We start from the raw sequence: 13487 nt of genomic DNA, 5'->3' as shown, positions 1-13487 counted from the left end.
ATCTTGTAAGCTATAATTATCTTAAGCAACTTTTTGATGTTGCAAGGGTATTTTTATGATGGTAGAGGTACCTTTTCCTAGGGTACTTTCAATGATCCACTCCCCATTCAATTTTTTTAGACGCGAAGCAATGTTTTTTACACCAATACCTTTTTTTAATTTTTTGGTATCAAAGCCATTACCATCATCTTCAATGGTCGCAACAATCCTATTTTCTACAACATCAAAATTAATAAAAATGTGATTGGGTTGTGCATGTTTAACGGCGTTTTGAATACTTTCTTGTAAGATTCGGTATAAATTAATTTTAATATCACCATTGATAGCGTCCCAATTATAGTCTTTGGGGTACGTAAATTGATACTTTATGGTATGTGTAGCCGTTTTAAACTTTTCTACTAAAGATTTAACTGACTCAATAAAATTATATACTTTTTTATGTGAAGTACTATTTAATTCATGCGATACGGTTCGTATTTCTTCAGAAACGGAAGCTAGTTGTTCGATGAGTTCTGCGCGGTACTTTACAGTCTCTTCATCATTTTTTTTGTTCAGACTCGATAAAATTAAACGGATCCCCAAAATATCATTTAAAATACCATCATGCAATTCTTGAGAAATTTTTTCCTGTGCTATTTTTTTTCCTTCTGTTAATTTCCCTTGCTGGGTCATTAGTAAGTTAAAAATTTCTTGATTTGCTTCTTGTTGTTCTCGCTCAAACTTTAAATTTTTATTTTTTATGCGCTGTACAACAATAATTAAAATGGCTATAATTCCTACAAAACCAACTGCAGCTAAAGCGGTCCAAAGTTGTTTTTCTCTTGCCAAAAGTGTATTCTGTGCCTCCAATAACTCATTTTTTTCAATAAACTCATCGGTTTGAAAACGAACTCTAGCAAACTTATCTCGTAATTTTCGCTCCTCTTCTTGCAATCGCGTACTTACTTCAAAATATTCTTGCGCGTATGCGGTAGCGTTTTTAGGGTCAATCTTAGTCAGCAGGTCTAAGCTACGTAAAAGACTTTCTGTATTTTCAGAGGTTTCGGCTAAATTTTTCGCTTCTAATGCATGGGTAATTGCTGCGAGGGTATCTTTTTTATACGCTAGATATGTGGCAAAATAGCTGCTTGCAGTTGCCTCGCTAAAATCATTATTATTTTTGTGCTGTAAGGCTATCGCTTCTTGATATAGCGGGCTTAAATTTTCAGTTGTTCTTTGTTCTAATTTTGAAGAAGCTAGGTTAGTTAAGGTTTTAGCATAAAAAGTAGGGTCTTTAATTTTGAAACTATCCAAATCAACTAACTTCTGAAAATTCTCTTCTGCCTTTTTAAATTGCCCCAAGGCCTTATAAGCGACACCAATATTGTTTATGATTTGGGTATTAACATATTCATTATTCGACACCTCCTGAATAAGGGTGTTGGCTATTTCAAAAAATTCAATAGCTTGTTCATGATTCCCTAAAGATGTTGTAATGGCACCTAAACTGTTATAGGCATCAGAGAGTCTTTTTTTATCGTCTAAGGCTTTAAAAATGGCAATGGCTTTTATCGTCGAAGCTTCAGCACCGGCGTAATCACCAACTTCTCGCTGGGTTACGCCTAGGTTTAATAAAAGCTTACCAACATTAGATTGCTCTTTTAAAGCAGAGAATAAGGTAATGGCCTTATTATAATAGAATAAAACACTGTCTTTGGTATTTGTTTTATCAAAATAAAGCGCTACATCCCATACGGCTTCGCCAAGTGCTGTGGAGTCCTTTAATTTTTCTGATAGCAGTATTGCCTCATTGTTCATTGTTCTGAAAAATAAAGAATCTTTTGTTTGAAGGCTGTAATAGGATATTTTAGACAATTGCTTCATCTTTGAAGAATCATCAGGAAACTTTTTTAAGCCATCAAATGCTTTAGAAAGCAGCATTTGTTTTTCTGAAGGAGTTAGGGCATTATTTAGACTGCTAGCAATCCACCCTGTAATACTATCATTTTGAGTACTAGGGTTTGGTGAAGTTTCGCTATGTGCTTCTTTTTTAATTTCTGTGCAAGAAGAATAAAAAAGTATCCCTAATACTACCAGTAATTTAATTGATTTACCTTGAAAATTCATTTAATTTCGTAAAGAATACAAGATAAAAAAAAGCTTTTAATAACGAATTATTAAAAGCTTATATATTTTATTTTTTTACTTAATCTCTACCAGTTTCAGTCTTAGTTTCACATTCGGCACACGCCTGTACGTCATACGCTTGATCATCTTGTACGTTTGCCTCTGCATCGCAAGAAACCATTCCTAAAGTTAAAACTACCATTGCAAATACTGCTGCTACCTTTTTCATAATTATATTGTTTAATTGGTTACTTATTTTAAACAAAGATAATTTGGTACTGTAGTATTTTATTTACACTTTTTTAAAGTTTAGTGAATGCTATTCATCTGAGAGTATCTGTAGTGTTTTTGTAAGAATTAACTTATTTTAATGTGGAAATGGCGTTTTTGGTCAGTACATTTTTTAAAGTATCGATTTTGTCTTTGTACGACTTAGAAAAAGGGAGTTGTGTATCACCATTATTCAGGGTGCATATGGCTTTACCATAATTAATTCTTGAAATAAAGTCGGTATTTAAAATATAACTTTGATGAATTCTCATGAAATTTTGAGGTAATCTGTTTTCAAAAGTTTTTAAAGTTTTAAAAGCACTTACTGAAGAGCCGTCCTTTAAAAACACGTCAGTTGTATTGTTATCGGCTTTTAAGTATAGAATTTCGTTCGTATCAATATACCTATAGTCTTTATACGATTTTAAACATAACTTAGTGGTTGAGCAGGGTTCTTTAAGTTCCCTATGTTGTAACTTCAGGGAAGTTTTTCTAATGTCGAATTCATTTAATGGCAACAACCAATAATCAAAAAAACCATTTTTTAAGGCATCAAATGCAAAGGTTTTTGTTTTTGAAATGCCTATGATCACGGGCATAAATTTTACATATTGATGTAGTTCTACTACCATTGCAAAACAATTCGACGCATTTTTAGTTAAATCAACAAAAACTACGTCGGGCACTTGTTTTAAAATAAGGTTTAAACCATCGGAGCAATCGGTAGCAACGCCAGAGCACCTAAATTCTTTAAAATCTACTAATTGAGATCGTAATTCATGGCTAAAGGCAGCGTCAGAATTGATAATAGTATATTCGTACTCCATAGTCGTAAAATTGAGATTGCAAATTACTCTTTGTATTTCACAAATAACTGCACGAAAACCTTAGACTTTTAAAGGTTTTTGTTTAAATTTTATCAAAATTCATCAATTTTGTAAGAAAAGTACTATTTTTTAGGAATTTTTTACCTAAAAGAGTTTTGGACTGAGCACAAAAAAATTGAAAACTTCAAATTGAATAATACCATTTTGGTGTCTATAAGGCTTGGTAATTTTATTTTTAGCCAAGCACTTATTATTCCACCTTTTATTTATATTTATAAGGCTCCTGATTAGACCTTCATAAAAATATTGACGCTAGGCAAAAATAGCATGGCGTTTTATTAGTTAATACTGATAGGCTCCAAGCGTAATCAAGTTAGTTCTTTCTTTACCTCTTATATCTTTTGGTACTGCTAAAGCACCTTCTACAGTTCCTTTGCCAATAGCAAATGAATTTTCCTTTATTAAAAAGTTGTGTAGCCTTGGACTTGTAAAGGCCGCGTCTTCATTTAAAAAAATAGATTGGTATTTAGTAGCATCTGAAAAGTCATATAGCGGGTTATTACTTGTCGTTGAAGCACCCTGTACTTTCAGCATACAATGATCAAAAAAGAAATTTAATAAGCTGTCTGAGCTATTGCGAATAGCTAGTTCAACACTTTTAGAACCATCAATAATGCAGTTGGTAAAATTTGCTTGATAGAGCGCTTTTTCATTTAGATTATCTATTTGCAAGGCTGCAGCAGTTCTAAAGCCGTCACTCCAATAATTAGCTACTGTGACATGGGTAAAATCATAAGTACCTCCGTTAGTCAGCTGCAATGATGAACCGCCTGCGTTTCCTAGAACTACATTTTCAGCTTCAATGCTTGCGCTTTTAGCCCAAAGATTAGTGCTAGAATTATTATAGATCTGGGAGTTCGAGATTTTTAAGTTTTGTTGTGTTGAAGTATTCGTTCCTTCTACCAACAGCCCTACAGTGCCGTTTTTTAGGGTTAAATAATTAATTCGATGGTTATAACTCTCTTTATCAAACCAGATAGTTCCCCATTGGCCAGCTATATCAGAAAACTCAGGTTCTAAACGATCTCCTTCAAAAATAACTTCACTTTCTAGTGTTTCTTGATGGGTACTTAAGTCGCCATTAACCTGCAAAGAGCTATTTTTTTGTACCCATAGGCCAGAGTTTTTATGGAAATATACACGGGCTCCTTTGTCTATATTTAAGGTTTTATTTTCAGGAATGGCCGCATACCCATAAATAACATAAGGTTTTTGGTTTGTAAAGTTGAGCTGATTGTCGTCAAGAATAAAACCTGTTATTTTAAGACTTTTTTCTTGATTTTCTGATGGTAAAATTAAAACTTCATGAATTTCGTTGTTGTTCTTTTTGGGGTATAGAAAAATGGCATCTTTTATCAATGTCACTAAGGCAACTCTTTGTTCCTTAGCCCCACTATCAAATACTAAAGCGTCTGTATCTAAGAATTCATGTGCTTGGTTAGTTGTAGCGCCAACCGTTGTTTCTATAAAAATATACAGGCTATCCTTAGCAAGGAGCGGAGTATCGTAAAAATTTATTCCTGCTTGTCCTGCGACATTAATGCGGTAGTTGCTTTCTAATCCTTTTGCTAAAGTGATAGACGGAATTTGAACATCGCTTTTACTTTTATTATATACTTTAAGACTGTAGGTACGGCTACTAATTGTTGAAAAAACGGTATCTAAATACACAGTATCTTTTGAGAAGCTTAGATTACCTTCACTATCTTGGTATTCAAAATCTTTTCTGCATGAGCTACCGAGCAGCATGGCCATGGCCAAAAATAGAAGGTAGAATTTAGATCGGATGTGCAACATTATAGGTTAACAATTAATCAATTTTATAATCTCTAATATCCTTTTTTGGTATGCCTTAAGACTGGAAATAAGGTATTTTAAGACTATCAATTGTCTTTTTTGATAGTTTATCGCCAGGTAAAATAGAAATTTTTAATCATGAACTTAATAACAAGGTTTGTATTGATTTAGTATATAATTGACTTAATACATACATTTTTATTCAAAAATTGCCACAATATCTTTAGATATGCGAATAGGGCGTTGCGATGTGGCATCAATTAATACCCATTCTGTTTTTGATTTTAAAATAAGGTCATTTGTTTGGGTATCAGACATTTCAACAATACGAATTGATAGCGCTCCTTTGGTCTTTTCAATATAAGTTTTTACTTCAATGACATCATGTAAAAAAGCTGCTTTTTTGTATTCAATAAAATGGCTTTTAACCACCCAAATACTAGTTTCAAAAATAGCTTTCGGTGCTTTTTCTTTCCAATGCTCTTTGGCAATATCTTGAATCCATTGCAGATAGCGTACATTATTTACATGATTTAAATCATCTAAATCATCTTCCTGTACTTTAATTTTCTTAATAAATGCTTTGATCATACTTTTATAAAAATAAAATTGTGATAATCTTTAGTCTAAAATTACTTAATTTAAGCTGATACTTGTTTATTTTTTGAAGACCCTTAGGGCTTTTTAAGAATAGTAACTTCAAATAATGTATCCCAGTTTTTACCCGTCACAAAAAAAGTACCTCTTTCTTTATGATACGCTATGCCGTTGAATACATCTAAATTATCGTGCTTTTTCACCTTATCTTTTAAACCGCCAAAGTTAATAACGCCAATAATAGCGCCGCTTTTAGCGTCAATAATCATCATACTTTCTTTTTGCCATACGTTGGCGTAAATTTTACCATTTGCATATTCTAGTTCGTTGGTTTTATTAAAGACAGATTTGTTGGTGACCGTTTCAATATGTCCTACTTCCTGTAAGGTTTCAGGATTTAAAAACCAAATTTTCTCGCTTCCGTCACTTTTAAATAATTTTTCACCGTCATTTGCCAAGCCCCAGCCTTCCTTACTTTTACCGTATTTGAAACTATCTAATTTTTCAAATGTTTTGGTGTCGTAAATAAAACCAATATTACTTTGCCAAGTCAGCATATAAATTTTATCGTTGAGTATGGTAATTCCCTCCCCAAAATAGGTGTCTTCTAAATTTATTTGCTTTAGTATTTTTCCAGTTTTAAAATCTATTTTTCGCAAAGAAGACAGCCCTTTTTTTCCAGTACTTTCGTATAAAGTATCTTTATAAAACTCTAAGCCCTGAGTAAATGCATTAATATCATGAGGAAATTCATTGATGATTTCATAGGTATAAACTTCCGGTGAATTTTTGGCTAAAACTCTGATATCTTTAGTTATTTCTCCATTTTCTCCGTTGTAATTAATGACTGCTTTAAGTGTTTTAACGCCTAACTCTGGCATATCTAAGGTAAACGTATCATTGGCTAGCGTAATAGGTTCGCCATCAATGAAATATGAAATAGTTTCAATAGTTGTATTTTTTTTATTCTTAAGGCTAATTTTAACTTCGTCGAATTGTTGAAATTCACCTTTATTATCTTGAAGTTGAATTTCAAAAAGGTCGGAAGTTGTTGAATTACTACTTCCACAAGACCCTAATAGGGCAATTACGAAAGCAATACTGCTTATAAATAGTGTTCTCATGATTCGTATGGTTTAAATAAAAAATTGGCAATCAAATAGATAGCTAAATGTGTTTTAGTTGGCAAGGTATTTATTAAAATTTACAATGTAAAATGATTGTGAAAAATTTAAAACATTGTATATTTGCACCGGCAAGTCCTACGCGACCAGCTCCTGCAGAATCCCCCAGGGTGGGAACGCAGCAAGGGTATGTGGTCGTAGCGGTGCGACGTAGGTAGCTTGCCATTTTTTTTATGCTTTAATTACTTCAAAAGCATACGACAACTTTTTTTATATTCAATACCCATATTTTTCATTTTAGTTTAGTTGGTCTTCTATAGAAGATGGGTTGCCTACATTCTTTATCACAGAATAATTTGTTTCTTTGTAGTCTAATTTTACTTATGGCACAGAAAGTTGTTTTAATTACTGGTGGTTCTTCGGGAATAGGAAAAGCAATAGGTATGTACCTAAAATCAAAAGATTTTAAAGTGTACGGCACTACTCGTACTCTTACGAAATATGCAGATTTCAATCATTTTAATTTATTAGTCTTAGATGTTCATGATGCAACTTCCATAGAAGAGGCGGTTGCTAAACTGGTAGCATTAGAAGGCAAAATAGATGTATTGATTAACAATGCGGGTGTTGGAATTACTGGCCCTATCGAAGAAACCCCTAACGATGAAATCGAAAAAGCGTTTAATACTAATTTATTTGGTCCTATTCGAGTCATAAAAGCAATTTTACCGCAAATGCGTGAGCAAAGGAGTGGTTTAATTATCAATATAACCTCTATTGCTGGATATATGGGTTTACCCTACAGAGGTATTTATTCTGCTACAAAAGGCGCTTTAGAGTTGGTGACCGAAGCCTTTAGAATGGAGTTAAAAGACTTTGGTATTTTAATGACCAATGTAGCTCCAGGTGATTTTGCTACGAATATTGCATCAGGCAGGTATCATGCGCCAATTTTAGAGGATTCTCCTTATAAAAAGCCCTATGGTGATACCTTAGACGCTATCAACACTGATGTAGATTCTGGAGGAGATCCTATTGCTGTAGCACATTTGATATATAAAATTATCCAAACAAAAAAACCAAAAATACACTATAAAGTGGGCGATTTTATGCAGAAATTTTCACTTATTCTAAAAAATGTACTTCCTGATAAAGTGTACGAGAAATTACTGTTAAACCATTATAAATTGTAGCTTTGTAAAATATAAATAGATTATTAATTCAAAGAATTTACTATGAAATTTTTTATAGATACCGCAAATTTAGCAGATATTAAAGAAGCTCAAGCATTGGGTGTTTTAGATGGTGTAACCACAAACCCATCTTTAATGGCAAAAGAAGGCATAACTGGACGTAATAATATTTTAAAACATTACGTAGATATCTGTAACATAGTTGATGGTGATGTTTCCGCAGAAGTTATTGCTACTACCTATGATGAAATTATTAAAGAAGGGGAAGAATTAGCTGAATTACACCAACAAATTGTCGTAAAAGTACCCATGATAAAAGACGGTATAAAAGCTTGTCGCTATTTTAGTAACAAGGGAATTAGAACCAACGTTACTTTGGTTTTTTCACCTGGTCAGGCTTTATTGGCCGCTAAAGCGGGTGCAACTTACGTATCACCGTTTATAGGTCGTTTAGATGATATTTCTACAGATGGTTTAAACCTCATAGCAGAAATACGTCATATCTATGACAACTACAATTTTGAAACTCAAATCTTAGCAGCTTCAGTGCGCCACACGATGCACGTCATTGATTGTGCAAAATTAGGTGCAGATGTGATGACAGGTCCTTTGTCTTCGATTGAAGGTTTGTTAAGACATCCTTTAACCGACAGTGGTTTAGCAAAGTTTTTGGAGGATTATAAAAAGGGAAACTAAGGTTTCGAGCTAAAACTAATAACAAAAAAACCGTTGCTTAATGCAACGGTTTTTTTGTTTTTTTAAATAGTTTTACTTACTTAATTAAAGTATATATGTCTCTATAAGCATCAACAATAACCCCGTTTTTAGTTAAAATGGCTTTATTAAGACCATCAATGATTAAGGTATTTCTGAGGCTATCAATGTGAACTGCTTTGTATTCGTTTTTAAATGTTTGATTACTTTCTTTAATGGTATTCTTCCAACTTTCTTCATCGCTGCTTAAGCTTATGGCTACAAATGAAATATCAGGATATTGTGTCGCTAAAAGTTTCGCTTGATTGGTAATATTTTTAAAATGTCGGTTGTTCTTAGGTGTCCAAAAGTAAAATACAACATTTTCATTTTGCAAGGCAATTTCTTTTATAGAAACCTGATTTCCTAAACTATCTAAAACTTTAACATCAGGGAGTTCATGATTAGGCTGCATTTTTAACACACTTTCATACAAATTATGAATTTCTTTAATGTGCATATTGTTTCCCGAAAGCTTTTGGAATTCGTCAAAAAATATTTTGTTATTTTCCACATTGTCGTGCACTTTTAAAAAGTAGGTTATCGCAACGTTTCTGAATAAATTGTCTCTCAATTTTTTTTCTTTCACAATACTGTCAATTAACACCAGTTTATGACTATTAAAATGAAGTTGATTTTTAATGGTTTTGTTTTCTTCGTCGCAATCTGTTGCACAACCCGCAAAGGCTAGGTTGTCAAAATAGCGTTTCATGAAATCGTAATACGGTGTAAAATAGGTGAGTTCTTTGTCATCAAAATCTAAATCCTTTCGGTATTCATAAAAATCGTCATTAATTTTTTCTAAGGTACTTTTTTTGGATTTTTTAGAATTTTTAAAAGGATATTTTTCTTTATTGATATAGCTTGTATAATTTATGGTGGCATTAGCCATGGCTAATGATTGTGGAGAAAGTTTTGACTCTGTTTGTAACTCACCAAGTAAATTAACTTTCATTTGGCGCAATGAATCAATTTTGTGACTAAATTCTTCTGGTTCTAGAGTATAGTAGGTTTCAACAAGCTTATCCTCTTCTTCACTATTTAAAAAAACTTCAATTAAAAAATTATTTATTTCTTCTCCTTTACCAGAAAAAACTAATGATTCATCAAAATAAATAGTATTGAGACGTAATAATAAGCTATCGCCTTTCGACAAATAAACATATTGGTATTGTGGTGAGTGATGAAAATTATACAGTCCTGCTTCTAATTCGTCTAAATTGAAAGAAAACCTGTTGTGCATATCCAAATAAGCTGAATCTACAGCGATATCATCTTTATATAAAATAACGGTTTCACTAGTCGGATTGACAATTTCTCCGGCGAATATGGTAGGAGCATTTTTCTGTTCTAAATTACATGCTGTAAAAGACACAAAAAATAGGCAAAGTAAATATCTATTCATAGAGTTAAACAGTTGTATCGTCAAGCGAATTTACTAAACACCTATGCTACTAGGTGTTAATGCACCGTTAAAAAATGAGTTTCACAAAAACCTTAGTGATATTCAACGCCTTCTTTGTTAGTTTCAAGGGGTATTTTTGCTTATTTTTGCCCGAATTTTAAAATACTTTGTATGTTATCTGTATCTAATTTATCGGTACAATTTGGAAAACGAGTGCTGTTTGACGATGTTAATGTGTCTTTCACACAAGGCAACTGTTACGGCGTGATTGGAGCAAATGGAGCTGGAAAATCCACATTTTTAAGAATTATTGCTGGTCAAATTGACCCAACCTCTGGGCATGTAAGTTTAGAGCCAGGGAAACGTATGTCTATCCTGGAACAGAACCATAATGCACATGATGAAAGTACGGTTTTAGAAACTGTGGTTATGGGGAACAAACCCCTTGCTGCTATTAAAAAAGAAATGGATGCCCTTTATGCCGATTATGACGATAAAAATGCCGATAGAATAGGGGAGCTCCAAGTTCAATTTGAAGAAATGAACGGCTGGAATGCGGATAGCAATGCGGCGTCTTTATTATCAAACCTGGGAATTCCTGAAGAATTTCATTATTCGTTAATGAGTGATTTAGATAGTAAGCTTAAAGTTCGGGTTTTATTAGCACAAGCGCTGTTTGGTAATCCTGATGTTTTAATCATGGATGAGCCTACGAACGATTTAGATTATGAAACCATTAGCTGGTTAGAAAATTTTCTTGCCAACTATGAGAATACTGTAATTGTGGTATCGCATGACCGTCACTTTTTAGATTCTGTGTGTACGCATGTGGCCGATATCGATTTTGGAAAATTGAATCTGTATTCTGGTAATTACACTTTTTGGTACGAAAGTAGCCAATTAGCGGCAAGACAACGAGCGCAACAAAACAAAAAGTCAGAGGAAAAAGCAAAAGAATTACAAGAGTTTATCATGCGTTTTAGTGCCAACGTAGCCAAAAGTAAACAAGCTACTTCTCGAAAAAAAATGCTGTCTAAGTTAAAAATTGATGACATTAAACCATCAAGTAGACGCTATCCTGCAATTATTTTTGAAAGAGAACGCGAAGCGGGAGATCAAATCTTGAACATTGAAAAGTTATCTGCAAGCTCTGAAGATGGAGATTTATTATTTAAAGATGTCAACATCAATTTAGCTAAGGGAGATAAAGTTGCTGTTTTTTCTAAAGACTCAAGAGCAACTAGTGCTTTTTATGAAATAATAAATGGCAATAGAAAAGCAGATACTGGAGAATTTCAATGGGGAATAACCACAAATCAATCGTATTTACCTGCGGATAATCATAGTTTTTTTGAAACGAGTGAAAGTCTAGTTGATTGGTTACGTCAATGGGCCAAAACAGAAGAAGAACGTGAAGAGGTATACGTTAGAGGTTTCTTAGGGAAAATGCTTTTTAGTGGTGAAGAAGCTTTAAAAAAGTGTTCTGTTTTGTCTGGTGGCGAAAAGGTGCGCTGTATGTTAAGCAGAATGATGATGTTAAGGGCTAATGTTTTAATGTTAGACGAACCTACGAACCATTTAGACTTGGAGAGTATTACAGCATTTAACAATTCTCTTAAGAACTTTAAAGGCACTATTTTGTTTACGACGCATGATCATGAGTTTGCAGAAACTGTTGCAAATAGAATTATAGAACTCACTCCAAATGGTGCTATAGACAGGTATTTATCTTTTGATGATTATATGTCTGATCCTTCGATAAAAGAACAAAGAGCAAAAATGTATACAGTAAATGCCTAATTTTTGTTTGTGGTATAAAAAAAAAGGAGCTTTAAAGCTCCTTTTTTTAGTGGTATATGGGTAGTATTAATTGTAATATTTACTATTCCAGATAAAGGGACTAAAGTTTTTACCTTTTGCGATACCAAAATACAAGACTATAGCGACTAAGGTTTTAAAGATAAAAAAACCTATTATAAAAATTTTTGCAGTAGAGGCTTCACTAGAAAAAAGAATACTAGTGCTTAGGTAGGTGGCAAAAAAGGTAGCAGCAAAAATAAGAAGTAAAATATTTACTATACTCTTAAAAGGCCACATTTTTAGTTTTCTAAAAGGACTCAAGTCGGTACCCCATTTATGAATTAAATAATAGTAATTGTTCCCTAATGGAGCAAATAATAAAGGATCATCTTTATCTTCTAGTCTAAATAATTTTGACGGTGCAACAATTTTAAAGTTCTTAAGCTCAGTGCTATGCCGTTCTTCTAATTTTTTTATTTTCGAAATGGCTTCTGCAGGTATTTTACCCTTAAAATAGGAGGCATCTAAAAATCGCAATCTATAGCTAATGCAAATTGCTTTTATTTGACTTACATGATAGATATTATTTGTTTCTAAATAATCAAACGTAAAATTATTCTGATGCTCCCTAAAATTACGTTGGGTGTTGTCGTTTATTCTTTTCTCGTTTGCAGTAGCCTCTTCTAAAACTTTATAAAATTCCTCGATTAAAGCTTCCGAATTTAAGCTGTTGTTCCTTAGTTGTTGGAGTTCAACTTCTATATTAGTTCTTTTAAATAACATTTTAGCTTTTCTTCCAAAGTTAAAGAATTTATCTTTTCATGATTTCCAAAAGGTGTTAAAATGGACTGTTAAATATTTGTTAAATGTTATAAAAGGTGCAAAAAACACGATGAACGACTTCATATATGATGTATATTGTCGATTCTTTGATGCACTTTATCGGATAAATGTACAAAGGACTTGAAAATTAAATAAAAATTTGAACCCTAAGTATTGATTATGAACCTACTAAAGTCTCCCCACTTTTTATTGATCGTTTTTTTGACTTTAAACTTAAATGCTCAAAATGTGGAAACCGCTAAAGGTTCTATGGATCCAGAAAAATCTATCATAAGAAATGCAAGAGACTCTGGTAATCACGATTTTTTATTAGCAGCTGTAAAAGTTTCTAATTTGGAGACTATTTTAGACACTTCTGGACCTTTTACCGTTTTTGCTCCTAATGATATTAGTTTTGATTCAGGAACACGAGAAAAAGTATCCGAATTAGTCCGTGTGGAAAACGAAGAAGAATTGCAATCTCTTATAGGCTACCATATCATTGCTGGAAATCTGTCAGCTTCTAAAATTTTAAGCGCCCTTTGTAGGGGAGAAGGTAAAACTGTTTTTACAACCATAACAGGGGATATACTAACGGCAACCATAAAAGGCTTAGATATCATTTTAACCGATAAGGAAGGAAATCAGTCGGTGATTACCAAAGCAGACGCTAACCAGCGTAATGGCGTGATCCACATCATAGATAGTATTCGTAAACCCATAAAGGCATAGT

General features: G+C 33.0%; 12 protein-coding genes and 1 other RNA gene. 5 read left to right on the top strand and 8 right to left on the bottom strand.

Annotated features, from left to right (window positions below; translation table 11 throughout):
- Positions 1 to 21: 21 nt before the first annotated feature.
- The 6 genes from GQ45_RS04395 to GQ45_RS04375 all read right to left on the bottom strand — a co-directional run bounded on the left by GQ45_RS04395 (position 22) and on the right by GQ45_RS04375 (position 6781).
- Positions 22 to 2106: a tetratricopeptide repeat-containing sensor histidine kinase gene (locus GQ45_RS04395; protein ID WP_047415429.1), complete on the bottom strand. Its 2085-nt coding sequence runs from the start codon at positions 2104 to 2106 to the stop codon at positions 22 to 24.
- Between the two features lie 79 nt (positions 2107 to 2185).
- Complete coding sequence (locus GQ45_RS17970) at positions 2186 to 2335, bottom strand: hypothetical protein (RefSeq protein ID WP_156125345.1); 150 nt, start codon at positions 2333 to 2335, stop codon at positions 2186 to 2188.
- A 133-nt stretch (positions 2336 to 2468) separates the two neighbouring features.
- A complete protein-coding gene (locus GQ45_RS04390) occupies positions 2469 to 3203 on the bottom strand; it encodes a LytTR family DNA-binding domain-containing protein (protein WP_047415428.1) in 735 nt (244 codons plus the stop codon).
- Between the two features lie 342 nt (positions 3204 to 3545).
- Positions 3546 to 5060, bottom strand: coding sequence for a hypothetical protein (locus GQ45_RS04385; RefSeq protein WP_047415427.1), 1515 nt, complete (start codon positions 5058 to 5060; stop codon positions 3546 to 3548).
- A 198-nt stretch (positions 5061 to 5258) separates the two neighbouring features.
- Entirely contained in the window at positions 5259 to 5651 is a 393-nt protein-coding gene (locus GQ45_RS04380) for a thioesterase family protein (RefSeq protein ID WP_052188118.1), read from the bottom strand.
- Positions 5652 to 5734: 83 nt separating this feature from the next.
- Positions 5735 to 6781: a glutaminyl-peptide cyclotransferase gene (locus GQ45_RS04375; protein WP_047415426.1), complete on the bottom strand. Its 1047-nt coding sequence runs from the start codon at positions 6779 to 6781 to the stop codon at positions 5735 to 5737.
- Between the two features lie 129 nt (positions 6782 to 6910).
- Between GQ45_RS04375 and ffs the strand changes: the two genes are divergently transcribed.
- From ffs to fsa, 3 genes are all read left to right on the top strand, one after another.
- Positions 6911 to 7009: signal recognition particle sRNA small type (gene ffs, locus GQ45_RS17765), an RNA gene on the top strand.
- Positions 7010 to 7164: 155 nt separating this feature from the next.
- Positions 7165 to 7974, top strand: a complete 810-nt coding sequence (locus GQ45_RS04370; protein ID WP_047415425.1) for an SDR family oxidoreductase — start codon at positions 7165 to 7167, stop codon at positions 7972 to 7974.
- Between the two features lie 42 nt (positions 7975 to 8016).
- On the top strand, positions 8017 to 8670 hold the full coding sequence (gene fsa / locus GQ45_RS04365) for a fructose-6-phosphate aldolase (protein ID WP_047415424.1): 654 nt from the start codon (positions 8017 to 8019) through the stop codon (positions 8668 to 8670).
- 76 nt (positions 8671 to 8746) lie between these two features.
- Here the strand turns inward: fsa and GQ45_RS04360 are convergent, their stop codons facing one another.
- The gene (locus GQ45_RS04360) at positions 8747 to 10132 is read right to left on the bottom strand and encodes a thioredoxin-like domain-containing protein (RefSeq protein WP_047415423.1); all 1386 of its coding nucleotides are present in this window, start codon (positions 10130 to 10132) and stop codon (positions 8747 to 8749) included.
- A gap of 171 nt (positions 10133 to 10303) precedes the next feature.
- Here GQ45_RS04360 and GQ45_RS04355 point away from each other — a divergent pair, with 171 nt between their 5' ends.
- Entirely contained in the window at positions 10304 to 11932 is a 1629-nt protein-coding gene (locus tag GQ45_RS04355; RefSeq protein WP_047415422.1) for an ABC-F family ATP-binding cassette domain-containing protein, read from the top strand.
- A gap of 66 nt (positions 11933 to 11998) precedes the next feature.
- On the opposite strand, the gene GQ45_RS04350 is transcribed toward GQ45_RS04355, so the two are convergent.
- On the bottom strand, positions 11999 to 12715 hold the full coding sequence (locus GQ45_RS04350) for a hypothetical protein (RefSeq protein WP_047415421.1): 717 nt from the start codon (positions 12713 to 12715) through the stop codon (positions 11999 to 12001).
- A gap of 219 nt (positions 12716 to 12934) precedes the next feature.
- Here GQ45_RS04350 and GQ45_RS04345 point away from each other — a divergent pair, with 219 nt between their 5' ends.
- Entirely contained in the window at positions 12935 to 13486 is a 552-nt protein-coding gene (locus tag GQ45_RS04345) for a fasciclin domain-containing protein (RefSeq protein ID WP_047415420.1), read from the top strand.
- Position 13487: the final 1 nt, after the last annotated feature.

Source organism: Cellulophaga sp. Hel_I_12, from assembly GCF_000799565.1.
In the GTDB taxonomy this organism is placed as follows: domain Bacteria; phylum Bacteroidota; class Bacteroidia; order Flavobacteriales; family Flavobacteriaceae; genus Cellulophaga.
Note: the sequence above shows the minus strand (reverse complement) of the source record. Positions and strands in the feature narration are given on the sequence as shown.